The 25,211-nt window shown below is 64.1% G+C and carries 27 protein-coding genes and 1 tRNA gene; 14 read left to right on the plus strand and 14 right to left on the minus strand.

The genetic code is table 11. The annotated features are described in order from the left end of the window. The first annotated feature begins 1 nt into the window (after position 1). Positions 2–979 (plus strand): ABC transporter permease, encoded by a 978-nt coding sequence (locus AC0L2L_RS10615; RefSeq protein WP_473578137.1) that lies wholly within the window; start codon positions 2–4, stop codon positions 977–979. A gap of 2 nt (positions 980–981) precedes the next feature. Continuing rightward, positions 982–1,929, plus strand: coding sequence for an ABC transporter permease (locus AC0L2L_RS10620; protein ID WP_473578139.1), 948 nt, complete (start codon positions 982–984; stop codon positions 1,927–1,929). A gap of 13 nt (positions 1,930–1,942) precedes the next feature. Here AC0L2L_RS10620 and ppa read toward each other — a convergent pair whose 3' ends face one another. The 5 genes from ppa to AC0L2L_RS10645 all read right to left on the minus strand — a co-directional run bounded on the left by ppa (position 1,943) and on the right by AC0L2L_RS10645 (position 5,502). Then, on the minus strand, positions 1,943–2,476 hold the full coding sequence (ppa, locus tag AC0L2L_RS10625; RefSeq protein WP_473578141.1) for an inorganic diphosphatase: 534 nt from the start codon (positions 2,474–2,476) through the stop codon (positions 1,943–1,945). Between the two features lie 140 nt (positions 2,477–2,616). Beyond that, complete coding sequence (locus AC0L2L_RS10630; RefSeq protein ID WP_473578143.1) at positions 2,617–3,123, minus strand: GNAT family N-acetyltransferase; 507 nt, start codon at positions 3,121–3,123, stop codon at positions 2,617–2,619. A gap of 88 nt (positions 3,124–3,211) precedes the next feature. Then, positions 3,212–3,850: a TPM domain-containing protein gene (locus tag AC0L2L_RS10635; protein ID WP_473578145.1), complete on the minus strand. Its 639-nt coding sequence runs from the start codon at positions 3,848–3,850 to the stop codon at positions 3,212–3,214. 6 nt (positions 3,851–3,856) lie between these two features. Then, complete coding sequence (locus AC0L2L_RS10640; protein ID WP_473578147.1) at positions 3,857–4,702, minus strand: TPM domain-containing protein; 846 nt, start codon at positions 4,700–4,702, stop codon at positions 3,857–3,859. Positions 4,703–4,863: 161 nt separating this feature from the next. Further along, complete coding sequence (locus AC0L2L_RS10645; protein WP_473578149.1) at positions 4,864–5,502, minus strand: LemA family protein; 639 nt, start codon at positions 5,500–5,502, stop codon at positions 4,864–4,866. Between the two features lie 242 nt (positions 5,503–5,744). On the opposite strand from AC0L2L_RS10645, the gene AC0L2L_RS10650 reads away from it, so the two are divergent. From AC0L2L_RS10650 to AC0L2L_RS10675, 6 genes are all read left to right on the plus strand, one after another. Beyond that, positions 5,745–5,996: a hypothetical protein gene (locus AC0L2L_RS10650; protein ID WP_473578151.1), complete on the plus strand. Its 252-nt coding sequence runs from the start codon at positions 5,745–5,747 to the stop codon at positions 5,994–5,996. Positions 5,997–6,008: 12 nt separating this feature from the next. Then, positions 6,009–6,893 carry a pyridoxal kinase PdxY gene (gene pdxY, locus AC0L2L_RS10655; RefSeq protein WP_473578152.1) on the plus strand — a complete coding sequence of 295 codons (885 nt, stop codon included), beginning with the start codon at positions 6,009–6,011 and terminating at the stop codon, positions 6,891–6,893. A gap of 86 nt (positions 6,894–6,979) precedes the next feature. Further along, on the plus strand, positions 6,980–7,756 hold the full coding sequence (locus AC0L2L_RS10660; protein WP_473578153.1) for a DUF429 domain-containing protein: 777 nt from the start codon (positions 6,980–6,982) through the stop codon (positions 7,754–7,756). Between the two features lie 130 nt (positions 7,757–7,886). Then, on the plus strand, positions 7,887–8,528 hold the full coding sequence (locus AC0L2L_RS10665; RefSeq protein ID WP_027169126.1) for a carbonic anhydrase: 642 nt from the start codon (positions 7,887–7,889) through the stop codon (positions 8,526–8,528). A 10-nt stretch (positions 8,529–8,538) separates the two neighbouring features. After that, a complete protein-coding gene (locus AC0L2L_RS10670) occupies positions 8,539–8,955 on the plus strand; it encodes a nuclear transport factor 2 family protein (RefSeq protein WP_473578155.1) in 417 nt (138 codons plus the stop codon). 419 nt (positions 8,956–9,374) lie between these two features. Continuing rightward, positions 9,375–11,429 carry a M3 family metallopeptidase gene (locus AC0L2L_RS10675; RefSeq protein ID WP_473578156.1) on the plus strand — a complete coding sequence of 685 codons (2,055 nt, stop codon included), beginning with the start codon at positions 9,375–9,377 and terminating at the stop codon, positions 11,427–11,429. A 139-nt stretch (positions 11,430–11,568) separates the two neighbouring features. On the opposite strand, the gene AC0L2L_RS10680 is transcribed toward AC0L2L_RS10675, so the two are convergent. From AC0L2L_RS10680 to AC0L2L_RS10695, 4 genes are all read right to left on the minus strand, one after another. After that, on the minus strand, positions 11,569–13,089 hold the full coding sequence (locus AC0L2L_RS10680) for a M81 family metallopeptidase (RefSeq protein ID WP_473578158.1): 1,521 nt from the start codon (positions 13,087–13,089) through the stop codon (positions 11,569–11,571). Positions 13,090–13,169: 80 nt separating this feature from the next. Further along, positions 13,170–13,994, minus strand: a complete 825-nt coding sequence (locus AC0L2L_RS10685; protein WP_473578159.1) for a carbohydrate ABC transporter permease — start codon at positions 13,992–13,994, stop codon at positions 13,170–13,172. Further along, positions 13,991–14,860: a carbohydrate ABC transporter permease gene (locus tag AC0L2L_RS10690; RefSeq protein WP_473578161.1), complete on the minus strand. Its 870-nt coding sequence runs from the start codon at positions 14,858–14,860 to the stop codon at positions 13,991–13,993. Before AC0L2L_RS10690 ends, AC0L2L_RS10685 begins: the two co-directional genes overlap by 4 nt. Before the next feature lie 461 nt (positions 14,861–15,321). Beyond that, a complete protein-coding gene (locus AC0L2L_RS10695; RefSeq protein ID WP_473578162.1) occupies positions 15,322–16,554 on the minus strand; it encodes an ABC transporter substrate-binding protein in 1,233 nt (410 codons plus the stop codon). Between the two features lie 171 nt (positions 16,555–16,725). Between AC0L2L_RS10695 and AC0L2L_RS10700 the strand changes: the two genes are divergently transcribed. The 3 genes from AC0L2L_RS10700 to AC0L2L_RS10710 are packed head-to-tail and all read left to right on the plus strand — an operon-like array spanning position 16,726 to position 19,457. Continuing rightward, entirely contained in the window at positions 16,726–17,496 is a 771-nt protein-coding gene (locus AC0L2L_RS10700; protein ID WP_473578164.1) for an SDR family NAD(P)-dependent oxidoreductase, read from the plus strand. Positions 17,497–17,498: 2 nt separating this feature from the next. After that, positions 17,499–18,566, plus strand: coding sequence for an ABC transporter ATP-binding protein (locus tag AC0L2L_RS10705; RefSeq protein WP_473578166.1), 1,068 nt, complete (start codon positions 17,499–17,501; stop codon positions 18,564–18,566). Positions 18,567–18,575: 9 nt separating this feature from the next. Beyond that, positions 18,576–19,457, plus strand: a complete 882-nt coding sequence (locus AC0L2L_RS10710) for a MurR/RpiR family transcriptional regulator (RefSeq protein ID WP_027169135.1) — start codon at positions 18,576–18,578, stop codon at positions 19,455–19,457. A 269-nt stretch (positions 19,458–19,726) separates the two neighbouring features. Here AC0L2L_RS10710 and AC0L2L_RS10715 read toward each other — a convergent pair whose 3' ends face one another. Next, positions 19,727–20,041 carry a DUF167 family protein gene (locus tag AC0L2L_RS10715; protein WP_473578168.1) on the minus strand — a complete coding sequence of 105 codons (315 nt, stop codon included), beginning with the start codon at positions 20,039–20,041 and terminating at the stop codon, positions 19,727–19,729. Then, positions 20,041–20,340: a YggT family protein gene (locus AC0L2L_RS10720; protein ID WP_473578170.1), complete on the minus strand. Its 300-nt coding sequence runs from the start codon at positions 20,338–20,340 to the stop codon at positions 20,041–20,043. The genes AC0L2L_RS10715 and AC0L2L_RS10720 overlap by 1 nt, the downstream gene beginning before the upstream one ends. Before the next feature lie 140 nt (positions 20,341–20,480). Here AC0L2L_RS10720 and AC0L2L_RS10725 point away from each other — a divergent pair. Together AC0L2L_RS10725 and AC0L2L_RS10730 are read left to right on the plus strand one after the other, a co-directional pair. Continuing rightward, positions 20,481–20,556, plus strand: a tRNA-Ala gene (locus tag AC0L2L_RS10725). A 268-nt stretch (positions 20,557–20,824) separates the two neighbouring features. Further along, positions 20,825–21,265: a hypothetical protein gene (locus tag AC0L2L_RS10730; protein WP_473578171.1), complete on the plus strand. Its 441-nt coding sequence runs from the start codon at positions 20,825–20,827 to the stop codon at positions 21,263–21,265. Between the two features lie 10 nt (positions 21,266–21,275). Here AC0L2L_RS10730 and AC0L2L_RS10735 read toward each other — a convergent pair whose 3' ends face one another. Continuing rightward, positions 21,276–22,145 carry an SDR family oxidoreductase gene (locus tag AC0L2L_RS10735; RefSeq protein WP_473578172.1) on the minus strand — a complete coding sequence of 290 codons (870 nt, stop codon included), beginning with the start codon at positions 22,143–22,145 and terminating at the stop codon, positions 21,276–21,278. A 103-nt stretch (positions 22,146–22,248) separates the two neighbouring features. On the opposite strand from AC0L2L_RS10735, the gene AC0L2L_RS10740 reads away from it, so the two are divergent. Then, on the plus strand, positions 22,249–23,139 hold the full coding sequence (locus tag AC0L2L_RS10740) for a LysR family transcriptional regulator (RefSeq protein WP_473578174.1): 891 nt from the start codon (positions 22,249–22,251) through the stop codon (positions 23,137–23,139). A gap of 15 nt (positions 23,140–23,154) precedes the next feature. On the opposite strand, the gene AC0L2L_RS10745 is transcribed toward AC0L2L_RS10740, so the two are convergent. Then, positions 23,155–23,646, minus strand: a complete 492-nt coding sequence (locus AC0L2L_RS10745; protein WP_473578175.1) for a hypothetical protein — start codon at positions 23,644–23,646, stop codon at positions 23,155–23,157. A gap of 98 nt (positions 23,647–23,744) precedes the next feature. Continuing rightward, positions 23,745–25,139 carry a multicopper oxidase family protein gene (locus AC0L2L_RS10750; protein WP_473578177.1) on the minus strand — a complete coding sequence of 465 codons (1,395 nt, stop codon included), beginning with the start codon at positions 25,137–25,139 and terminating at the stop codon, positions 23,745–23,747. Positions 25,140–25,211: the final 72 nt, after the last annotated feature.

Here is a 25,211-nt window from a genome sequence, read left to right on the forward strand (position 1 = left end):
CATGACCGCGATCGCTCCCGGCACCGTCCCGAAAGCCTCGCCGCGCGGTGGCGCGGCCAGGGCGCGTATGCTGCGCGGCCTTCTGCCGGCTTTGTCGCTGACGCTGGTGCTGATGGCGATTGCCTGGCTCAACCCGCGCGCCATCAGCTATTTCGGCTTCAACCTGATGCTCAACCTGGCGATCCCGATCGCGCTGGCGACGATCGCGCAGATGTTCGTCATCGCCGGCAACGAGCTCGATCTGTCGATCGGCACGTTCGTCGGCTTCGTCGGCTGCGTCACCGCGACCTGGCTCAGGGATGCGCCGCTACTCGGCATTGTCGTGCTGCTCGGCTCGATCGGCGTCTATGCGCTGCTCGGGGCGCTGATCCATCTGCGCAACCTGCCGTCGATCGTGGTGACGCTCGGCATGAGCTTCGTCTGGCAGGGGCTTGCCATCCTCGTCCTGCCCAAGCCAGGCGGCAAGGCGCCGGATTGGCTGCTTTCGATCATGTCCTTCAAGCCGCCCTACATCCCGTTCCCGATCCTTGCCGCGCTGTTGATCGCCGCTGTCGTCCATTTCGGCCTGATGCGCACCTCCTATGGCGTCATCCTGCGCGGCTCTGGCGGCAACGCCGCGGCGCTGCGACGCGCCGGCTGGTCGCTGCTCCGCACCAAGGTGGTGCTTTTCGCGCTGACCGGGCTGTTCGGCGTGCTTTCCGGCATGGCGCTGATCGGCATCACCACCTCGGCCGATGCCAATATCGGCAATGGCTACACGCTCTTGTCGATAGCCGGCGTCATTCTCGGCGGCGGCGAGTTCGTCGGCGGGCGCGTGTCGCCGATCGGCGCGGTGCTCGGCGCGCTGACGCTGGCCTTGGCCGCTTCGCCACTGCTGACCTTCATGCACATTCCGCCCGACTGGCAGGTCGCCGCCAATGGCGCGATCCTGATCATCGTGCTGGCCGCGCGGGTGCTGATCAGCCGCAAGGAGAGATGAGCATGGCCTCGCTGCGGATATTGCTTGAGAAGCCCTGGCTCTGGTCCTTCGTCGGCGCCCTCGTCGTCTGGCTGGCGACAATCGCCTTCACCGGCGGCTATGGCGGCGGCGGCATGGTCACGGCGGCGCTTTCGCTTGCCGTCTTCACCGTCATCGTCGGCGTCGGCCAGATGTTCGTCATCACGCTCGGGCCGGGCAATGTCGATCTGTCGCTGCCGGCCAATATCGGGCTGGCCAGCGCAGTTGCCATGAAGGTCATGGGCGGCAGCGATGCCATGATCGCCGTCGGGCTGCTTGCCGCGCTCGCTTGCGGCGCCGCGATCGGCGTTGTCAACTATCTGCTGATCTGGGCGCTGCGCATCCCGCCGATCATCGCGACGCTGTCGGCGAGCTTCATCATCCAGTCGGTCGATATCAGCTACGGCCGCGGCCTGCAGATCAAGCCGCCGCCGGGCTTCGCCGATTTCACCAACTGGCAGGTGCTGGGCATACCGGTGCTGGCGATGCTGACGGTGGTCTTCACCATCGGCGCGGCGCTTGCGCTGCAGCGCATGATCTATGGCCGTTCGGTGCTGGCGATCGGCCAGAACATCCGCGCTGCCTGGCTGGCCGGCGTCAATGTCGGCCGCACCCGCTTCCTCACCTACACGCTATGCGGTGCGCTGGGCGGCATCGACGGCGCATTGCTGGCAGGCTATTTCCGCGGCGCCAATGTCGACATCGGCAACGAATACCTGCTCGCCTCGATCGCGGTCGTGGTCATCGGCGGAACCTCGGTCGCCGGCGGCAAGGCCAACGTGCCCGGCGTCTGGGGCGCCGGTCTGTTCCTGGTGCTGCTGCTCACCATGCTCAACACCTTCGGCGTCAGCGCCGGCGTGCGACTGGTGCTGACGGGGCTGATCATCGTTGGGGTGATCACGGCGGCCGGCGGCGAGAAGGCGGTGCGGTGAGGGCTTCCGCGCGCTATTTAGCCGTCTTGGCCCGTGCAATCGCGTCGACGATCATCTTCTTGGCGTATTTGGAATCGTGCCAGCCCTCGATCTTGACCCATTTTCCGGGCTCGAGATCCTTGTAGTGCTCGAAGAAGTGCTGCACCTGCTGGCGGGTGATGTCGGGCAGTTGGGTGTATTCGGTGACGTTTTCGTAGCGCAGCGTCAGCTTCGGTGACGGCACGGCGATGATCTTTTCGTCCTGGCCGGCATTGTCTTCCATGATCAGCACGCCGATCGGCCGCACATTGATGACGCAACCCGGCACCAGGGCGCGGGTGTTGCAGACCAGCACGTCGATCGGGTCGCCGTCGCCCGACAGCGTGTGCGGCACGAAGCCGTAATTGCCGGGATAGCGCATCGAGGTGTGCAGGAAGCGGTCGACGAACAGCGTGCCGGCCTCCTTGTCCATCTCGTACTTGATCGGCTCGCCGCCGATCGGCACCTCGATGATGACGTTGACGTCGTCGGGCGGGTTCTTTCCGGTGGCTATCGCTTCGATACGCATGGCGTGATCCCTCTCTCGATTTTGGAAACCGATAGCGGGCGGCGCGTCATGGTGCAATGCGGCGAATAGCACTGAGCGCTAACGGAAGCGCACAGTTTGTGATGGGTTGTAACCTGATGGATATCGCCCGGGCGATCCGATCATTCCCAGACGAAGGCAACCTTCTTCAGCGCTCTCTGCTCGAAGACCTCGACGCCTTCGGCGATATCGCGGCCGCCATTGCCGGCATAGAAGGCCAAAGCGTTGTGGTTGTCTTCAAGGGCCCATACCACCATACCACGCAGGCCATGGTCGGCGAGCCGGGCCTTCGCCGCCTTGAACAGGCGGCTGCCGAGCCCGATGCCCTGATATTCGGGACGCAGATAGAGCTCGTAGATCTCGCCCTGCTGCCTGAGCTCGCGGGCTCGGTTCTTGCCGATCGTCGCATAGCCGGCGATGGTGCCGCCGATCTCGACCACCAGCACGGTGGCCGCTTTGCGGATAGCGTTGGCCCACCAGTCGGGACCGCGACGGTTGATCATCGAGGTCAGCGTGCGGTGCGGGATGATACCCGAATAGGCGCCACGCCACGCTTCCTGATGCACTTCGGCGATGGCGCTCGCGTCGCGCGGTTCGGCTTTGCGGATATCGATGGTCAGCGTGTTCATGATTGGTTAACCATAAACCCACGTCGTGCGCTTGCAAAGAGTCCGGTATGGGCGGGCGGCGATTTCGCACAGGCGAAACTTGCGCGGTTCAGATTTCGACGAGGTGATCGTCCAGCTCGTTGGTATCGCCGGCGGTGACCGGGAAATGCTCGGCAAGCACCGCGCCGACGGTGCCGATCGCCTTGACGAAGCCGTCGGCCAGCCGGTCGTCGCCGGCATGTTTGGTCAGGTCGCCCACAACGCCGTCCCAGACCTGCTGGCCGACCTTGGTATTGATGCCTGCGTCGGCGACAACCTCGGCATAGCGCTCGGCAATGGAGACGAAGACGAGCACGCCGGTGCGCGCCTGGGTGCGATGGACATTGCGCGCCAGGAACTGCTTCATCGCATTGGCGTGCGCCGCCTGGTAGCGCAGCCGTCTCGGCACGAAATGGATGCGCAAGCCCGGCCACAGCCGGAGCAGGACGAACACCGAGGCCAGCGCCAGCAACTGCGCCAGCACGAAATGCGGCAGCCGGATGGCCAGCCACCAGGCCTCCAGCCCATAGGCGACGGCGAGGCTGGCGATGAACAGGCCGATCGTCGCGGTGAACGCGGCCGGAAAGAAGTAGCCGTCGCTCGAATGGGCGACGACGCAGTAGATTTCGCCGTCGGTCTTCAACTCGGCCGCACGGATCGCCTCGGCGATGCGGTCATGATCCTCGGCGCTGATCGATCGCGTTGCCATGATGCCTTACCAGCCTCCCGAAGAGCCGCCGCCGCCCGACGATCCGCCGCCGCCGGAAAACCCGCCACCGCCGCCTCCCGAGGACCAGCCTCCACCGCCTGACGACCAGCCGCCACCCGACGACGAGGATCGCCGTCCGGGCTCGAAGGTCATGCCGAGCCAGCGATAGCGGCCGGGTCCGAGCTTCTGGCCGAAGATCGGCGGCAGCACCGTCATCGCGATGCCGCCGAAGAAGATCAGCGCCCAGATGGTGATGAAGATGGCGAAGAAAAGATCGTCGGAATTGAACGGCGCCTGCTCGTTGCGCTTGCCGCGCGCCTCAAGCTCCTCCGGATTGCCCTCCAGCACCATGATCATGTCGTCGACGGCCTTGGTGATGCCGCCGGAGAAATCGCCGGCGCGGAAGGCCGGCACCATGTCGTTCTCGATGATCAGCTTGGTGTGCAGGTCGGTCAGCGTGCCTTCCAGCCCGTAGCCGACCTCGATGCGCATCTTGCGGTCGTTGGGCGCGACCAGGAGCAGCGCGCCGTTGTTTTCCTTGGCCTGGCCGAGCTTCCAGAAGCGGAACAGCCGGTTGGCGTAGGGCTCGATCTCCTCGCCGCCGAGGCTGGGAATGGTGGCGACGACGATCTGGTCCGAGCCCTTGGTCTCGAAGTCCGCGAGTTTGCGGGTCAGCGCGGCTCTGGTGCTTGCGTCGATGATGCCGGCATTGTCGACGACGCGGCCGGTGAGGGCGGGCAGATCGGCCGCGAGCGCGGCGAGGGGGAGGAGGAGGGCGGCAAGAAGGCCAAGCAATGAGAGGTAGGCGTTCTGTCGCCCCCCTCTCTGTCCTGCCGGACATCTCCCCCTCAAGGGGGGAGATTGGACGTCACACCGGCCTTCGCCAATCTTCAGCGTCGAAGAGAGGGCGAGGTTGTCGAAACTGCTAATCTCCCCCCTTGAGGGGGAGATGTTCGGCAGGACAGAGAGGGGGGCGACGGAACTCAAGGCTGGCTCGATAAGCTAAGTCGCTCTTAACCGCCCTGCTTCGTGCTCGTGCCGAAATCGACCTTCGGCACCTGCAGCTTGTCCTCTTCGACGGTGAAGTTGGCGAACGGCTCGTTGCCGCGGAACCAGAAGGTGGCCCACAGCACCGAGGGGAAGGTCTTCAGCGTCAGATTGTAGTCCCTGACCGCCTGGATGTAGTCGCGGCGGGAGACGGCGATACGGTTCTCGGTGCCTTCGAGCTGCGCTTGCAGCGCCAGGAAGTTCTGGTTCGCCTTGAGGTCGGGATAGGCTTCCGACACCGCGATCAGCCGCGACAGCGCGCTGGTCAGCCCGGCCTGGGCATCCTGGAACTTCTTCAGCGCCTCCGGGTCCTTCAGCGTATCGGGCGTCACCGTGATCTGCGTCGCCTTGGCGCGCGCCTGGACGACCGCATCGAGCGTATCCTTTTCATGCGAGGCATAGCCCTTGACCGTCTCGACCAGGTTCGGAATCAGGTCGGCGCGGCGCTGATACTGGTTGAGCACCTCGCTCCAGGCCGCCCTGGCGTTCTCCTCCGCCGTCGGAATGGTGTTGTAGCCGCAACCGGCAAGCAGCGGCAGCACGAAAGCCATCATCAGGAAGGCGGGCAGGGTGCGGAAGGAGGAGCGTAGGCGCTCGGCAATCATGATTGGTCCCTCGACAGTAGGTTGCACGCGAAGCATTACCACAATCCGCGTGTAAGAAAATGTCCGGCTCATGACGTTGTTCTGGTTCAGCCGTGAGCCACTGTGAATAGCAGTCCGGACAGGATTCCATCTTTTTGTTTGACGCAATTCCGATCGGAAGGTTACGGCGAAGACGCCGAACTTAACCGCTTCGCACTTTTCCTGGAATTGCTCTAAGGTCCGGGCCGGAAAGGGCAATTGCCATGGCAGAGCGCCGCGACGACGAGACCGAATCGCGCCGTATCCTCGAACGCGTGGAGCGCGAGACGGCGCCGGGCGGCGCGTCGTTCATCGCCCGCACGGCGAAGGACGCACACGACCATGTAACCGCCGCCGACGCCGACCGCGCCGATCCTATCGAATATTGGGGAACCCGCATTGGCCGAACGCTCGGCTTCTTCATCGCCATTGGGCTATTGGTCTGGCTGGTGTATGCCGTCACGCGTGGCGGCTAGGATTCGAATCTCATGAGCGCAGAAAAACCCGACGCGCCGGGCGCGGTCATCGTCATCTCCAGCCATGTCGCCCGTGGCTCGGTCGGCAACCGCGCCGCTGTCTTCGCGCTGGAGACGCTGGGCTTCCCGGTCTGGGCGGTGCCGACCGTCATCCTGCCCTGGCATCCGGGCCACAGCCGGGCCACGCGCATCGTGCCGCCGCTCGATCAGTTCAAGGCGCTGATGGCCGATCTCGAGCGCGCGCCGTGGCTGGGAGAGGTGCGGGCCGTACTTTCGGGTTATCTCGGCGAGGCGGGCCAGGCGGAGGCGGTCGCCTCGCTGGTCGCCGCCGTCAAGGAAAAGACGCCGAACGCGCTTTACGTCTGCGATCCGGTGATGGGCGATTCCGGCGGACTTTACGTGCCGGAGCCGACAGCCGCCGCCATGCGCGACAAATTGATGCCGATCGCCGATATCGCGACGCCCAACCGCTATGAGCTGGAATGGATGGCGGGCGCGCCGTTGCCCGACATCAAGTCGGTGATGGCGGCGGCGCTTCATGCCGGCCCGTCCACTATGCTGGTGACTTCGGCGCCCGCGATGATGGCGGGCGGCACCGGCAATTTCCTGCTCGACGGCAGTCAGGCGCTGCTCGCCGAGCATCGCGTGATCGAGAAGCCGCCGAACGGGCTCGGCGACCTGACGGCCGCCGTCTATCTGGCGCGCGTGCTTGCCGGCCAGCCGCCGGTCAAGGCGCTGCAATCGACCACGGCCGCTGTCTACGAGATCCTCGCCCGTACCGCCAAGCGTGGCGGCGACGAGCTGCAGCTCGAGACCGACGCGCAGAGCCTGTCGCATCCGATGGCGATGGTACAGCTGCGCCATCTGCTGCATCCCGGGCGGGACAAGCGGGCGTGACGCCAGGCGGCGCGCCAGAGCATTTTGCAGCCGAGTGGAACCCTTGGCGTCGCAGAAAATGCGTCTGAACAAACAGACAGAGCGGGATGCCGACTTCTACTAATCTGCATGCCGCTCTGGCCGGCGTCGACGGCTGCAAGGCCGGTTGGATCGCCGTCCATCGCGCCTTGGATACGCCGCCATCGGTCTCGGTCTTTCCGAGTTTCGAGACGCTGCTCGACGCCCTGCCGGATGCCACAGTCGCCGTCGACATGCCGATCGGCCTGCCGGATTTTTCGCAAAGAGGCGGCCGCGGACCGGAAGCGCTGGTACGGCCGCTGCTCGGGGCGCGGCAATCGAGCGTTTTCGCCATTCCTTCACGGGCGGCGCTCTACGCCGACACCAGGGACTTCACCACCATCGAGGCCTGGTACGCGGCGCATCGGCTGGCAAGCGCGGTAGCGATGGAGACCTCCGACCCACCGCGCGGCGTTTCCATTCAGGCCTTCGGCATTTTCTCGAAGATCCGCGAGATCGATTCCTTGCTGATCGCGCGGCCGGAATTGCGTCGCCGCATCTTCGAATCGCATCCGGAAGTGGCGTTCTGCCGGCTGAATGGCGGCACGGCGATGGCGCTGCCTAAGAAGATCAAGGGTTCGGTCAATCCGGCCGGCATGGAGGAGCGCAAGGCGCTGCTTTGCCGGCATGGCTACGAGAAGCGCTTTCTCGATCAGGCGCCGCCACGAGGTGCGGCGAGCGACGACTTCCTCGACGCGGCGGCAATGATGCTGATTGCCGGACGTATCGCCGGCGGCGAGGCGCGGCCTTCGCCCGATCCGCCGCTGACCGACCGCTTCGGCATTCCAATCGCTATCTGGGCATAGTCGAGCGCGCATCGCGATTGCGACCGGGCGGTCCGCAATTCGGCATTGCTCGCAACCGGCTTTTGCCGTTAGAGCCTTTCCGAACGCAACGAGCTGCCGCCTCCAACCCTCGGAAAGGCTTTAGCCGCCCATGCCCCACCTCCCCGAACATCTGCTGAACGGCTATCGCAACTTCATGAACGGCCGCTATCTCTCCGAAAGCGGCCGCTACCGGTCGTTGGCGCGGGAGGGGCAAGCGCCGGAAACGATGATCGTCGCCTGCTGCGACTCCCGTTCGGCCCCGGAAGCGATCTTCGACGCCGGACCGGGCGAGCTCTTCGTGCTGCGTAATGTCGGCAATCTGGTGCCGCCCTATGCGCCGGACGGCGAGTACCATTCGACCTCCGCCGCGCTGGAATTCGCGGTGCAGAGCTTGAAGGTCAAGAACATCGTGGTGATGGGCCACGGCCGCTGCGGCGGCATCCGCGCCGCGCTCGACACCAATTTCGCGCCGCTGTCGCCCGGCGACTTCATCGGCAAATGGATGAGCTTGATCGCGCCCGCCGCCGAGACCGTGTCGTCCAGCACCTTCATGACGGCGACCGAGCGCCAGACGGCGCTGGAGCGAATTTCCGTCCGCTACTCGATCGCCAATCTGAGGACCTTCCCTTGTGTCTCCATCCTCGAAGGCAAGGGACGGCTCTCGCTCCACGGCGCCTGGTTCGACATCTCGACCGGCGAGCTTTGGGTGATGAACAAGGAGACCGGCGATTTCGAGCGGCCGGAGCTGTAATGGAGGGGTCATGAACCGGAACTGGTGGAGGTTCATCCTCGCGGCGACGCTGCTATTGTCCTCGATCGTCCGCGCCAGCGCCGATGACGGCGCCGTCATCGACCGCTGGTATTCGGCGCTGCTGGTCGCCGACCGCACCGAACTGTCCGAACTGCTTTCCGACGATGTGCGCTTGAAGCTCGACGACATCGGCGTCGTCCAGACCAAGCAGGACTTCATGGCCTCGATCGACGAATGGCAGGGCGCGGTCGCCGGCGCCGCGATCCGGCATCGCATCGAAAAGAGCGAGGCCGGCCAGACCACCGTGCTCGCCTGCTACGACTTCCCCAACAACGACACGCTGATGCGCGAAACCTTCACCATCGCCGGCGGGCGCATCACGGCCAGCACCCAGACCGCCGTCGCGCAGGACTGCAGCGGCTACTAGTGTTTGCGTGGTAGAGCAGGTCGCATGGCGATTGGCCGAAACGCCCATCCCTTCGTCATCCACGGGCGGAGCAAGGAGCGAAGCGACGCGGCGCAGACCCGAGGATCCATTCCGTGACATACGAGCATCGCAACGGTGCAGAATTCTGCTCCGCTGCACCCTTCGGCTAAGGTAACGGCATGGATTCCAGGGTCTTCGCGACGGAGCTTCGCTCCTGCTTCGCCCTGGAATGACGAAGAGACGGGCGTTTCAGCCAATCTCCAGCGTCTGCGATGAACCAGCGCGTTTCGCCGTTTCACGGTAAATGGCGAACCGCCCTGTCCCTCGAATGCTTTAAGGCGAAACCCGAGTTGCGCGGTGCCCAGCATCGCCCTACATCCGAGGCAACCCGCCTCCAAATCAGCCCACCGGAAGAGCCCATGCCATCCTCGAAAATCGTCGACCTCGCCGCCCATCCGCTGACGTTCTGGCAAGGGCCGCTCGGCCTGCCGGATTTCTCGCGCATCGGCGACAATGATTTCGGCCCTGTCTTCGACGCGGCGCTCGCCGCGCACCAGGCCGAGATCGACGCGATCGCCGGCAATAGCGAGGCGCCGACCGTCGAGAACACCCTGGCGGCGCTCGAGCTTGCCGGCGATGCGCTCGATCATGTCTCGTCGATCTTCTGGTGCCGCGCCGGAGCCCACACCAACGACACGATCCAGGCAATGGAGCGCGAGGTCTCGCCAAAGATGTCGCGGCATTTCTCGGCGATCTCGATGAACGAGAAGTTGTTTGCCCGCCTCGACGACCTCTACCAGCGCCGCGACAGCCTGAAGCTCGATTCCGAGACGCTGCGCGTGCTGGAAAAGACCTGGAAAGGCTTTGTTCGGTCGGGCGCGAAACTGGACGCCGAAGGTAAGAAGCGGCTGGCCACCATCAATGAGGAGCTTTCCTCGCTCGGCACCAAATTCGGCCAGAACGTGCTGGCCGACGAGCGCGACTGGGCGCTGTTCCTCGACGCGGCCGATCTCGTCGGCCTGCCGGACTTTCTGAAGAGCGCCATGGCCGAGGCGGCAGAGATGCGCGGCCAGAAGGGCCGCTATGCCGTGACGCTGTCGCGCTCGATCTACGAGCCGTTCTCGACCTTTTCCGAGCGCCGCGACCTGCGCGAGACCGCTTTCCGCGCCTTCACCATGCGCGGCCAGAATGGCGGCGCCAGCGACAACACGGATGTGGTGCGCGACATGCTGAAGCTGCGCGCCGAGAAGGCCAAGCTGCTCGGCTACGGCTCCTTCGCGGCGCTGAAGCTCGACGACACGATGGCGAAGACGCCGAAGGCGGTGCACGACCTGCTCGATCCGGTCTGGGAAAAGGCGCTGGAAAAGGCCGCAGCCGACCAGAAGCAGCTGGAACGGCTGGCCGCGGAAGCCGGCAGCAACGAGAAATTCGCCGCCTGGGACTGGCGCTTCTACCAGGAGAAGCTACGCGCCGAGAAATTCGCCTTCGACGAGGCCGAGCTGAAGCCATACCTGCAGCTCGAGCGCGTCATCGAGGCCTGCTTCGATGTCGCCACGCGCCTGTTCGGCATCGGCTTCGAGGAGAAGAAGGGGGTCACGGTTTGGCATCCTGATGCCCGCGCGTTCGTGGTCAAGAATGCCGACGGCAGCGAGCGCGGCCTGTTCCTGGCCGATTATTTCGCGCGGCCGTCAAAACGCTCCGGCGCCTGGATGAGCGCGCTGCGGTCTGGCTACAAGTTGGGCAACGGCGCCAAGCCGGTCATCTACAACATCATGAACTTGGCCAAGCCACCGGCCGGCGAGGCAGCGCTTCTGTCGGTCGACGAGGCGAAGACGCTGTTCCACGAGTTCGGCCATGCGCTGCACGGCATGCTGACCGACGTCACCTGGCCGTCGGTCTCGGGCACCTCGGTCAGTCGCGATTTCGTCGAACTGCCGTCACAGCTCTACGAGCACTGGCTGACGGTGCCGGCGGTGCTGGAAAAGCACGCGCTGCACGTCAAGACCGGCAAGCCGATGCCGAAAGCGCTGCTCGACAAGATGCTCGCCGCCCGCACCTTCGGCGCCGGCTTCGCCACGGTCGAGTTCACCGCCTCGGCGCTGATCGACATGGCCTATCACGCAAGGCCGGATGCACCGGTGGAGCCGCTTCGTTTCGAAGCCGAAACGCTCGAAAAGCTGCATATGCCGGATACGATCGCGATGCGCCACCGCACCCCGCATTTCGGCCATGTCTTCGCCGGTGACGGTTATTCAGCCGGCTATTATTCCTACATGTGGTCGGAAGTTCTCGACGCCGACGCCTTCGCGGCTTTCGAGGAAACGGGCGATGCCTTCAATCCGGAATTGGCCGAGCGGCTGCGGAAGAACATCTACGCCGCCGGCGGCTCGAAGGACCCGGAAGAGCTTTACACTGCCTTCCGCGGCAAGATGCCTTCGCCCGAGGCGATGATGGTGAAGAGAGGCCTGGTGTAGCGCTCTCCTTTCCCTTCTCCCCTTGGGGGAGAAGGTGGATCGGCGCGTAGCGCCGAGACGGTTGAGGGGTGCTCCAGTGGAGTGAGGCGTTGGTGACCCTCGTGGCTGGACAAGCGGTGTTGCCAAGCTGGAACACCCCTCATCCGGCCGCTTCGCGGCCACCTTCTCCCACAAGGGGAGAAGGGGAAGCGCTCCACGGATCCTTCACCCTCGGCCACACCGGCCGCGTCAGCTTCCTGTAATCCGTCACCGCCGGATTGCTCGGATAGGAACTCGGCGCCGCGACATAGATGATCTCGGCGGCGATCGGCGCGAAGCCGGCGTAGAAATGGTTGGTCGACTTGATCAGCAATATGTCTTTCGACATCGGATCGATGCCGATGTTGGAGAAGATATCCGGCTCGAAGGTCTGGGTGCGGTTGGTGTTCAAGATGACGTCGACCTCGGTGCCCTCGATGCGCACCACCGCCGACGGCCCCAGCGTCACCCGGCTCGGCCCGAAGCTCTGCCAGCCTTCGCTGACCGCCTTCAGCACCGTGACGCGCGCGTCGATCGGCTCGCCGGCCTGCGGCCCGGCCTTGCCGCCGAAGCGCAGGTCGATGACAGCACCTTCGCCGGCGGCGTGACAGAAGGTCACCGCGATCGGATCCCAGATCGTCGCCACGCCGACACTCCTGACGCCGCGCGCCAAAAGCTCGCGCAGCACGATGGTGCCGTCGCCCGGCACGCCGCCGCCCGGGTTGTCCCAGATGTCGGCGATCACCGCCGGCTTGTCCTTGCGCTCGGCGCGCACGGCGAGCGCCTGCTCTATGCCTGCCGAGGTGGACAGCATCGTCATCGCCGTCTTTTCGCGCAGCGCATAAAGCTCGCGTCCCAGCGCCTCTGCAAGCTTGTCGCCTTTCGTCTTGTCGTTGTCGGTGACGACCAGGATGCGCGTGCCCATCTCCGGCACGTCGGCGGCCATGAAGCCGTGGATGACCGAGACCGACAGCACACCGTCCTTGCCATGCAGCGCCTTGATCTTGTCGACGAAGGAACGCATCGGCTCGCGGCTCGTTGGCAGCACCTGGATCATGCGGCAGTCGAAGGTGGAAATGACGGGCTTGATCTCGCCGCGCGCCGCGGCGAGGCCGAGGTCGACGACGTGTTCGCCGCGCTCGTAGAAATCGGTGTGCGGGAATTCGAGGAAATAGGCCATGATATCGCAGGCCGCGACGCGCTTCGGCGTCAGGTGGCTGTGCGGATCGAATTCAGAGGCGATCACCACTTTTGGGCCGACGATGGCGCGCACACGCTCCAGCAGATCGCCTTCGCAATCGTCATAGCCTTGCGCCACCATGGCGCCGTGCAGGCCTAGGATCACCGCGTCGACCGGCAAGGCGGCCTTGAGCTGGTCGAGGATCTCGTCGCGCAGCGCCTCGAAGGTCTGCCGCTGCACCAGGCCGCCAGGCTCCGCCCAGGTAGCGGTGCCCTCGATGACGGTCAGGCCCTCGCCTGCCGCGCGCTTGCGCAGCGCCACGATCGGCGAGGAGCAGAGCGTCGGCGTCTCCGGATGTTTTCCCGGACCGGCATAGAAAGCCATCTCGAACGAGGCCCGGTCGGTCGGCACCGGCGAGAAGGTGTTGGTTTCCGTCGCCAGCGAGGCGGTGAAGATGCGCATGAACGCTCCGTAGTGGACTTTTGTTTCGCAATTCCGGACGGCAAACCGCTGCACACTTTGCCTGGAATTGCTGGGGATTGCTATTTGACGGCCCCGAGCGCAAGGCCCCTGACAAGGTAGCGTTGCAGCCAGATGAACAGGATCGCCACCGGCAGGGTCGCCAGCAGCGTGGCCGCCATGACATGGTGCCATTCGATCGTATAGCGGCCGGCGACCAGCGAGAAAACCTGGATCGGCAGTGTGTAGCTTTCCTGGCTGCGCAGCATGGTCAGCGCCACGACGAACTCGTTCCAGGCGTTGATGAAGGTGAAGATCGCCGTCACCGAAATCGCCGGCAGGCAGAGCGGCAGGAACACTTTGCGCAAAGTCAGCCAGCGGCCGGCGCCTTCCATCCAGGCAGCCTCCTCGAGGTCGCGCGGGATGGTGTCGAAATAGCTCTGCAGCATCCAGACCGTGAAGGCGACGTTGAAGGCCATGTAGATGAAGCCAAGCGCGGTCGTGCTCTCGACCAGCCCCCAGGCGGCCATCAGCCGGAACAGGCCGAGCACCAGCACAATCGGCGAGATCATCTGCGAGATCAAAAGGAACTGGCGGAAGGCGCCATAGCCGGCAAAACGGAAACGCGACATGGCATAGGCCGCTGGCACCGAGATCAGGATCGCGCCGATGGTCGCCAGCGCCGAGACATAGAGCGAGTTGAGCAGCGCCTGGCCGAAGCCGGTCGCCACCCACATGTCGGCGAAATTTGACCAGCGGAATTCGCTCGGCCACCAGGTCGGCGTCAGCACTTCGGTGCGCGGCTTGACGGCGGTGAGGAGCATCACCGCGAAGGGGAAGATCGTCACCAAGATCAGCGGCGCCAACAGCAGCCAGGCGATGACGGTGCGTTTCAGCTTGCCGTTCATGCCCGCTGCTCCCGCATGGCCAGCCTCACATAGATCATGGTGAAGACGAGCAGGATCGCGAACATCACGAGCGACACGGCGGACGCCTCGCCCAGCTTGCCGATGCGGAAGGCGAGCTTGTAGAGATGCGTGACGAGAATGTCGGTCGAGTTCGCCGGCCCCCCTTGCGTCATCACCCAGATGATCGGGAAAGAGTTGAAGACGTAGATGGTGTTGAGCACGATCGCGATGTTGATGAAGGGTTTCAGGAGCGGAAAGGTGATCTCGCGGAACTGCTGCAACGGCGTGGCGCCTTCGAGCGCCGCCGCCTCGTAAAGATCGTCGGGGATCGAGGACAGGCCGCCGAGGAAGATCGTGGTGGTGAAAGGCACCGTCACCAATATGCCGATCAGCACCTGCATCGGGAAAGCGGTCTCGGCGCTCGCCAGCCACTGGATGTTCTGGCTGATGATGCCGAGCTTCATCAGCGCCGAATTCAGCATGCCGCTTTCGCCGTTGAGCGCCCAGCGCCAGACCACCGCGGTCATGGTGAGCGACACCGCCCAGGGCAGCATGATGATGACGCGCGCAATTCCGCGGCCGTAGAAGTCGGTATTGAGGATGATTGCCACCGGGATCGACAACAGCAGCGCGCCGCCGACCACCAGCACTGTCCATAGGCCGGTGCGCCAAAGCGCGGCCATGAAGTCCGGATCGGCGGCGAGCGCCGCGAAGTTGGCCAGGCCGCTGAACTCGCGCAACTGGCCGAAGCGGTTGACGTCATGCGTCGAAATCTGGATCAGGTCCCAGACCGGCCAGAAGATGACGATCGCCGCCAGGAACAGGCTGGGGAGCGTTAGCAGATAGGGCAGGATACGATTTTGCATTTGTACCGCATTGTGGTGGACATGAATGACAGCGGGCTAGCGCGCAGATCGGGCCGGCTTCGGAAGCTTGCCAGTTAGTTCCACCATGCCTCTCGTTCTTCCCTGAGCACCGCTACAGGATTCTCTTACGCAGGTATGCGCCGCCCCTCACCTGCCTACCGGCATCCTCTCCCGTATAGTGATGGGGAGAGGGGGCGCTGTCGTCGGCGGTTTCGCCAATCGCCAACGTGGCAAGAAATGCGCCAGCGTTGCGGCCAGCCCCTTTCTCCCGTCACTATACGGGGAGAAATGCCCGGCAGGGCAATGAGGGGCGGCGCGGATGTCGGCGATTTATCCTTTTTGTCCCGGAGTGACCGTCTTGTTGCCTTTGCCGTTTTCCCTGGGAAGCCGTTGCCTGCCATTGAAAGATGTGGCGCGCTCCGACGGGGTGGAGCGCGCCACGGGCGCAGGGAGATACGCCCTTATTTCTTCTTCAGCACGGCGTCGGCCTTGGCTGCCGCGTCCTTCAATGCGTCTTCCGGCTTAGCGCTGCCAAGATAGATCTTCTGCATCGCATCCGACGTGATCTGGGCGATCTCTTCCCAGCCCGGGATGACCGGCGCGAAGCGGGCGTCGGGCAAGAGTGCCGTGAAGGCGGCGAGGTCGGCGTTGTTCACGTAATAGTCCATCTTCGCCTCTTCCTTGTTCACCGGCAGGAAGCCTTCGCCTTGCGTGAACTTGGCGCGCTGCTCCTTGGTGAACAGGAAGTCGAGCAGCTTCCAGGCCTCATCCTTGTTCTTGGAGTTCTTGAACATGATGATGGAATCGGTGACGCCATAGGTGCCGCGCGCGCCGGTCGGGCCGGCTGGGATCGCGGCGACGCCGTATTTCAGGCTCGGCGCTTCTTCCTTGATCTGGTTGGACAGGAAGGGCGCGGTGATCATCATGCCGACCTTGCCCTGCTTGAACAGGTTCTGCACGTCCTCGCGGTTGTTGGAGGTGACGCCGGGTTCGGTCAGGCCCTCGTCGATCATCGACTTATAGAGCTTGGCGGCCTCGAGCGCGCCTGGCGTGCTCAAGCCGGACGTGCCGTCCTTGTTGAGGATCTCGGTGCCCTGCGACCACATCGCATAGTAGTAGTAGACGTCGGTCTCGATCTCCTTGCCCTGCAGACCAAAGCCGAAGGCGCCGACCGCCTTGATCTTGCGCGCGTCCTCCTGCAACTCGGTCCAGGTCGCCGGCGGCTTGGCGATGCCGGCTTTCTCGAACAATTCCTTGTTGTAGTACATGGCGCGCGCGGAAGCCGCGATCGGCAGGCCGTAGGTGTGGCCGTCCATGATCGAGGGCTGCAGGAAGGTGTCGATGAAGCGATCCTTGAACTCGGGCGTGACATAGCTGTCGAGCGGCTCGGCGACATCCTGCTGCACGAAGTCGATCAGCCAGCGCGTGCCGATGATCGAGAGGTCGGCATTGGTGCCGGCGGTGATGTCGGTGGTGAGCTTCTGCAGCAGCACGTCCCATGGCACCACTTCATACTTGATGGTGATGCCGGGATTGGCCGCCTCGAACTCCTTCTTGACCTCTGCGAAATAGGGGCCGGTCTTGGCGCTGTATTCGGCGACGGTGACCCGCACCTCGCCGGCGTCGGCAGGTACCGCAAAAGCCAGCATGCTCATTCCGGCCAACAGGCCGACAGTCCATTTGGCAAGGCTCATTTGATTCTCCCATTGATGCACGTTGGCGCCCGGGCCCTTGGGGCTCGGGATAATGTTACTTTCCTACATTATCCATCGTTCCGCGCCATGCAAGCGGATTATCGTGTTGCTTAATTACATTTGCTTGGCTAGCCTATTGGCTCGAAAATGAGGGGCGTAGGAGCAGGCAGCGTGGGTTCGAAAGCCGAATTCGAGGGCAAGACCGTCGTCGTCACGGGCGCCGGCGGTGGCCTCGGCTCGGCGATCGTGGCGCTCATGGCCGATCGCGGCGCCCGTATCGTCGGCTGCGACCAGTCGGCGGAAGCGCTGGCCAGTCCACAGATCGCTTCCCGTCACGTCTTCAACCTGCTCGACCGCACTTCGATCGAAGCGGCAATCGCCGCGCTGCTCGAGAAAGACGGCGTCCCCGACATCCTGATCAACAATGCCGGCTGGACGCGCGCCGAGACGCTCGATGCGCTGACGGCGGACAGAATAGAGCAGGAGCTCGATCTCAACCTGACCGGCGTGATGACTTTCGCCGATCCGCTGGTCAAGGCGATGTCCAAGCGCGGTTCGGGCAGCATCGTCTTCATCTCCTCGGTCAACGCCATCGCGCATTTCGGCAATCCCGCCTATGCCGCCGCCAAGGCCGGCATCAACGCCTATGCCAAGTCGATCGCCGTCGAGCTTGGCCGCAGCGGGTTGCGCGCCAATGTCGTCTGCCCGGGGTCGATCCGCACCGCGGCCTGGGACCATCGCCTGGCCAAGGATCCAGAGATCCTCGGCAGATTGAAGCAACTCTACCCGCTTGGCCGCATCGTCGATGCATCGGAAGTGGCGGAAGCCGTGGCCTTCCTTGCCTCCCAGCGCGCTTCCGGCATAACTGGCGCGGTGGTGCCGGTGGACGCCGGTCTGACAGCCGGCTACCTGCCTTTCATCGACGACATATTGGGAGCGTGACCATGACCGACGTCCAGTTCCGCAACCTGTCGAAATCCTTCGGCCAGCATAAAATCCTCGAGGACATCAACCTCGACATCAAAACCGGCGAGTTCGTCGTGCTGGTCGGGCCGTCCGGCTGCGGCAAGTCCACCCTGCTGCGCATGCTGGCCGGGCTGGAGACGATCACTTCCGGCGACCTCGTCATCGGCGGCACGCGCGCCAACGACCTGCCGCCGCAGAAGCGCAACATCGCCATGGTGTTCCAGTCCTATGCGCTGTTCCCGCATCTGAAAGCCTCCGAGAATATCGGCTTCGGCCCGAAGATACGCGGCGAGAACCGCGCCGCGATCGACGACAAGGTGAAGAAGGCCTCGGGCGTGCTGAACCTCTTCTCCTATCTCGACCGCTATCCGCGGCAATTGTCCGGCGGCCAGCGCCAGCGCGTGGCCATGGGCCGCGCCATCGTGCGCGAGCCTTCGGTGTTCCTGTTCGACGAGCCGCTCTCCAACCTCGACGCGCAATTGCGCGTGCAGATGCGCGTCGAGATCAAGGCGCTGCATCAGCGGCTGAAATCGACCATCGTCTACGTCACCCACGACCAGATCGAGGCGATGACCATGGCCGACCGCATCGTGGTGATGGACCGCGGCCGCATCCAGCAGGTCGGCCAGCCGCTGGAGCTCTATGACCGGCCGGCCAACAAATTCGTCGCCGGCTTCATCGGCTCGCCGTCGATGAGCTTTGTTTCCGGCGCCTTGAAAACCGCCGATGCCAGGTCCTGGTTCGAAACGACGAGTGGCGGCCGTCTGGCGCTGCCGGGCAAAGCCGCTTCCGGCAACGACACCGTCGAGGCCGGCATCAGGCCCGAGCACTTCGTCATCGGCGCCGCCGCGGATGCTATCGCCATCAAGGTCGACGTCGTCGAGCCGACCGGCTCGGAAACCCATGTCTATGGCTCGGTCGGCGACGACGCGGTGCGCGCGGTGTTCCGCGACCGGCTGCAGGTGAAGCCGGGCGAGCGGCTGCCGGTCACCGTCGACCCGCGCAACATCCACCTGTTCGACAAGGCGACGGGCCTGCCCCTGTGAGGCAATAAGATGAAAAGCCCGGCCGACATCATCACCCGCCTGCAATTGATCTCGCAGGACGGCACCAAGTCGGATCGCCGGCTGGCCGGGCTGGTGCTTTCCGATCTCGATTTCGCGTCCAAGGCCGCCATCTCGGAAATCGCCGCCCGCGTCGGCGTCAGCGAGCCGACCGTCACCCGCTTCTGCCGCAATCTCGGCTGCGAGGGCCTGCGCGACTTCAAATTCTATCTGGCGCAGGCGATCGCTATCGGCGGCCAGTATCTGTCGCCGGAGCCGCTCAGCCGCGACGCGCGCGAGCAGCGTATCGCCTCCGCCATCACCGAGGCGGCGATCGCCGCGATCCACCGCGCCAGCGAAAACCTGGACATGACGACGCTGATGGCTGTCGCCGCCCGCATCGCCGCTTCCGGCAACGTGCTTTGCATCGGCTCCGGAGGTATTTCCTCGATGATGGCGACGGAGATGCAGAACCGGCTGTTCCGGCTGGGGCTTTCGGCGCTCGCCCAGATCGACGGCCAGCTGCAGCGCATGTATGCCGCCGTGGCTACGCCCGAGACGACGCTGGTCGCCTTCTCGGTGTCGGGCTATGCGCGCTCGGTGATCGAAGCGGTCGAGGTCGCGCAGCAATATGGCGCTGCCACCGTTGCCATCACCGCGCCGGACTCGGCTTTGGCCAAGGTCGCCGACACGGTCATCCTCCTGCAGTCCGTCGAGGACGGCAACATCTACAAACCGACCTCGTCGCGCTACGCCCTTCTCGCCATCCTCGACATGATCGCCACCACGGTGGCGGAATCGCGCGGCCCGAAAGTGCTGGAGAACCTGCGCCGCATCAAGCAGAGCGTGAACACGCTGAAGGTCGATGACCCGAGGCTGCCGCTGGGGGATTGAGGGGTCCTGCCTCGTCAGCGGCAAACCGAATGGCTTGGCCACGAGCTGCTTAATTTCGAACCGTTGCGCTGCCCCTCATCCGCCTGCCGGCACCTTCTCCCCGTAAACGGCGAGAAGAGGGCTGGCCGCAACCTTGGCGCTATTTCTGCGACGTTGATGATTGGCGAAATCATTCGCGGCAGCTTCTTTCTCCCCGTCAATATACGGGGAGAAATGCCCGGCAGGGCAATGAGGGGCAGCACCGACCTGAGCATCTGGTCGCTGCGGTTTCAACCGCCCGAAAGCGCCTCGACACGCCCCACCAGTTCAGCCGCATCCCCCACCACCCGCAGCGTCTTCAGCCGCGCCGTGCCGCCGGCAACCACCGAAACGGCCGACGCCGGCACGCCCAGCGCCTTGGCCATCATTCGTTCCAGCGCCGCATTGGCGGCGCCGTTCTCCGGCACGGCGCGCACGCGCGCCTTGAGATGGCTGCGTCCGTCGGCCGCCGTCTCGACGCCTTCGATTCGATCGAGCGCCGCTTTCGGCGTCAGCCGCACGAAGAGATCGATGCCGTTCTCGCGCAGCCGAAACGACGTGCTCATCAGCCGCCGGTCACGACCCAGGACCAGACGGTGGTGACGATAAACTGCCGTATGAAGAAAAGGATCAAAAGCAAGATGATCGGCGAAATGTCGATGCCGCCGAGATCGGGCATGAAGCGGCGGATCGGCCGCAGCGCCGGCTCGGTCAGCCGAAAGAGCATGTTGCCGACGGTGCCGACGAACTGGTTGCGCGAGTTGACGACATTGAAGGCGTAAAGCCAGGAAAAGATCGCCGAGGCGATGATGATCCACCAGTAGATATCAAGTGCCATGACGATGGTCTGAATAAGGGCGATCATGCCGGTCTCCAAATTGTCGCCGACATGTAGCCATTGCTTGGCGAACCGGCAAGCCCGGCAGTTTCGGCGCCTCGACGCCAGGCAGCCGTTTCGCCTTGACATCAAACCGCCGCGACCGATACAAGCCGATCCGCTGGAACGGGGCTGTAGCTCAGCTGGGAGAGCGCATCGTTCGCAATGATGAGGTCAGGGGTTCGATCCCCCTCAGCTCCACCAGCCAGCACAGGCATTTGCTTTTCGCGGTGGCTTTGCCCTCCCCCATCCAGGCATTTGCTGCTTGTCCATAATGGCTTTGACCAAGCCATGCTGGCGCCGAAGCCATTCTCTCCAATCGGCATCGTTTCGTAGCCGTCTCCTCGCGGCCGGATTCCGGCCGTGTGCCTGGAACCAAAGGCGCGGCGAGACTGTTCAACTATACTTTCACACACGAAGCTGACGTGCCCGGCCGGCTGGGCAGGCGGCGATGCTTGAGGAGTTCCCGATCATGAAGATTTCCAGGTTCCGTTCAGTCGCGGTTGCAGCCATCGCCGCAGCGGGCATGAGCATTGCCAGCGCCGCGCATGCCGACAGCGGCACAATCCGCTTCTCCGTCTACAAGGCAGCCTTCTTCATTGGCGGCTCAGGCGGCGAAGGCACGTTGACCTTCCATGGCAAACGCTATCCGATCTCCGTCGGCGGCGTCTCTGGCGGCCTCGCCTTCGGCGCATCCAAGACCTATTTCCAGGGTAGGGTGCGTCATATCCGGCGCGCAAGCGACGTGACGGGAGTCTACGGCGCGGCCGGCGGCGGCGGCACGCTCGGCAGGGGCGCCCAGGTGATCGTCATGACCAATGACAAGGGCGCCCAGCTGGAGCTTGCCGGCAGGCAGGTCGGCCTGCAGGTCAACGCCGATCTCAGCGGCATCAGCATCGCGCTGAAGAGGTAAGGGCGCGGCTTCAGGCGGAAGCAGCGATTGCCGAGGCGAAGTCGCGATATGGGCGCAATGGGCGTCCGAGCAGGGCAGTCAGGCGCTCGACGTCGCCGGTCTCAGGCAGCATCCCGTCGGTCAAGAAACGCTCGCCCATCAGGCGCATGTCGTAGGCCATCCAGGCGGGCAGGAACTGCTTGAGGTTTTGCTCAAAGCCCTCCGTGTTGTCGCCGCCGTAATTGATCGGGCGAGCAAGCACGTCCGACCAAATGGCGGCGATATCCGCCCCGGTCAGTGTCTGCGGACCGACGAGGTTGATCCGCTCGAGCGCAAGCGGCTCTGCGGACCGTTCGCGGCGCAGCAGCTCAAGGGCGGCGATCTCGGCGATATCGCGGACGTCGATCATGGCGAGACCCTTGCCGCCGATCGGCATCGGATAGGCGCCGTGGCCGGTGATGATGTCTTCGATCATCAGATCGTTCTGGATGAAGTAGGCCGGGCGCAAGATCGTGGCCTTGAAGTCCATCTGCTCGATCATTCGCTCGACGCCGAACTTGCCCGCGAAATGCGGCACGTTCACATAGACGTCGGCGTGGATCACCGAAAGATAGACGAGCCGCTCGATGCCGACCGACCGGGCGACGTTCAGCGCGACCAAGGCCTGGGTGAATTCGTCCGGCACCACGGCGTTCAAGAGGAACAGGGTAGAGACGCCGGACATGGCTTTGCGCAGCGAATCGACATCGAGAAAGTCGCCTTGCACGACAGACACGCTTGCCGGGAAGTTGGCTTTCGACGGATCGCGGACGAGAGCACGGACATCGGCGCCGCGCTTGACGAGGTGTTCGACGACTTGGCGGCCAACATTGCCTGTGGCGCCGGTAACGAGAATGGTCATGGAAATTCTCCTGCTGGGTTGCTTGACACCTCCAATATGTGCGGCTCACAAAGAGCCCAACAGACGAGAATTTTAGACGCTCCGTCTCGCTGGTGGAACAGCCATGGATCTTCTTGCCCTCGCCGACTTTAACCTCGTTGCCCGTCATGGCGGCTTCGGCAAAGCGGCAAGGGCCACCGGCCGGCCTAAGGCGACCCTGTCCCGGCGCGTTGGAGACTTGGAAAGCAGTCTTGATCTGCGCCTGTTTGAACGGGGTACGCGCAACCTGAAGCTCACCGAAGAAGGACGGGCGCTCTTCGAGCGGACGGGGACCTTGCTCGCCGAACTGGACGAGACGGCTTCGGCAATCGCCTCGGGCGGTCAGAGACCCAAGGGCAGATTGCGGATCAGCGCACCTTTACATTTTTCTCAGACCGCGATGGGGAGGATTGCTGCAGGGTTTGCCGTTAAGTATCCGGAGGTGAGGTTGGAGGTCACGACCGAGGACCGGTATGTGGACATGATCGAGGAAGGCTACGATCTGGCTATTCGAGTCAATCCGGATCCCGACGAAAGCCTTGTCGGACGGGCGTTCCTCCGCGACCGCCTGGTCGTGGTGGCGAGCCCCGACCTTCCTCGCCCGACCGGTGGACTCGCTGCTCCCGGCGTTGCGCGCGGCGCAGGCGAAAGGCAAACATGGCACGTGAAGACACAAGGTGGCCGCTCGACAATTACAATCGAGCCGGTCCTCGCTTTGTCGACGCTCATCATGGTCCGCGATGCGGTGCGGTCCGGTGTCGGTGCAGCGCGTCTTCCCATTTCTTTGGTGGTCCACGATTTGGCTGACGGCACACTGGTAAATTGGGGGGATATTGACGGCCCCGAGGTCGTTCTATGGACGCTCTACCCATCCCGGCGGCTGCTCAGCGCGCGCGTGTCGGCGTTCATGGACTTTCTAAAACAAGCCTTCCCAAATGGGACGCCGGACGAACTGGCCGCTTATATTGGCAAGTGATAGCCGAAGCCGCTTTCACCTGGAGACCGCCGGCACCTTGTAGCGGCGCTGGCGCGCATAAGCCACGCAGGCGTCGACCGTGCTGACACAGAGCGCATCGCGGCTGTTCGGCAGGTTGTTGTCACCGGCATAGGCGATCTCGGCGACACGGCCGTTGAGCATGCGAATCTGCGTGTTGCAATAGCCGCCCGGAGCGACGTTGACCGAGCCGCCGACTGCGGGAATCGCACCCACGGCCAAGGTCGGCACCACGATGTTGAGATTGCCGCGCTGCACGGTGCGCTGATAGGTCCAGATCTGGCCCGATGATCCGACATCGGCCGTCGCGGTCGGAAAGCCTGCGCACATGCGGATATCGGCCTCGCTGAGGCCGACCATTTCCCTGCGGGCGGCGGCAGTGGTGACGTCCTCTTTCGCGACCCGCGACGTATCGTCGGGGACGACGCAGGAAGACAGGATGGGAATACCCGCCGCAAGGGCAAGTGTTCGAATGCACAAAGATGTCATGTCGTCGGTCGGAGTTGCGTGGCGCCCCGTCTGCCCTGTTGGCTACCTAGGCAATCGCGAGGCGGGGTCAACCTGCCGTTGCGGAAACGAGACGCGTCTCACGCCACCCGAAGATAGCTCGTCATGCCCGTCTTCTGGTGCTCGATGATATGGCAATGCAGCAGCCAGTCGCCGGGATTGTCTGCGACGAGGCCCAGCTGCACCTTCTCATTGGGCTGGATCAGGTAGGTGTCGGAGACGAGCGGCTGGACTGCCCGCGTCGAGGACGACAGCACCCTGAAACTCATGCCGTGCAGATGGATCGGGTGCGCGTGCGGGGTGAGGTTTTCCATGTCGATGACATAGCTTTGGCCGAGCTTCAGTTCGGCCAGCGGCGCCGTCGGGTCCGGCGTGTCGCCGGGCCACGGCACCTTGTTGATCGCCCAGAAACTGTAGCCGAGGGAACCGCAAATGCCGTCGCCCGGCACGTTTTCGGCCGTGGCGCTGAGCGCCAGCGGAATGCGCTTGGCGCTGGCTAGGTCGACTTCGGCGACAGGGTTGGCTTCGAGCGGACCGAGGTCGCGAAGATCGCGCTTGAGCGATTTGCCGACCGAACGCAGCGTCGCCAGGATTTTCGGCTTGGTGCCCCGCACGTCGCGCAGGCTAACGATGGCGCCTTCCTCCTCGGGCATGCGGACGGCTAGCTCCAGCCGTTGGCCGGGGCCGAGCTGCAAGGCATCCGGCGTAAAACGCTGCGGCACCGGATTGCCGTCGAGCGCGATCACCGTCGCCTCGGCGCCGTCGACCCGGAAGGCGTAGATGCGGGTGAAGTCGGTGATGGCGGTCCGAAGCCGCACCAGTCCGCCGGCCGGCGCATCGAATTGCGGCTGGTCGAGCCAATTGGCGGTGCGCACCGTGCCGAAGGTGCCGGACTTGGCCGCGTCGCGCGGCCTGAACTGCTCGATGAACTGGCCGTCGTCGCCGAGCCGCCAATCGCGCAAATTGACGACCATCTCGACATCGAAGGCCGGATCGTTCGGGTTCTCGACCACGATCACGCCGGTCAGGCCGTGACCCATCTGTTCAAGCGTGTTGCAATGCGGGTGGTACCAGAACGTGCCGGCATCGGGCGGCGTGAAGGCATAGTCGAAATGGTCGCCCTGATAGACATAGGGCTGCACCAGGAACGGCACGCCGTCCATCTTGTTGGGAACGCGGATGCCATGCCAGTGGATGGTGGTCGGATCGTCGATGCCGTTGATCAGCCGCGCGGCGAACGGCTCACCCTTCCTCATCCTGACGACAGGCGGCGGGCCTGCCTCGCCATAGGTCAGAACATTCTTCGTCGGCGCGCCGTCCATCAGCTGCGTCTGAATGCTGGCGGTCTTCAGGATCAGCGGCTCGGGCTTCGCCGCCGCCCAGCCGGCAAACTTGCCGGCGGCCGACAGGCCGATACCGGCCGCGCCGGCGGCCGCGGCGCCTTGCAGGAGTTTGCGGCGAGTGAGGACCGACATTGCGATTCCGAAATAGATGAGTGGTTGCGTCAGGCTTTACCACCATTCGGGCACATCCCGAAACGGACAGAT

The sequence above is a fragment of the Mesorhizobium sp. WSM4832 genome, assembly GCF_055811115.1.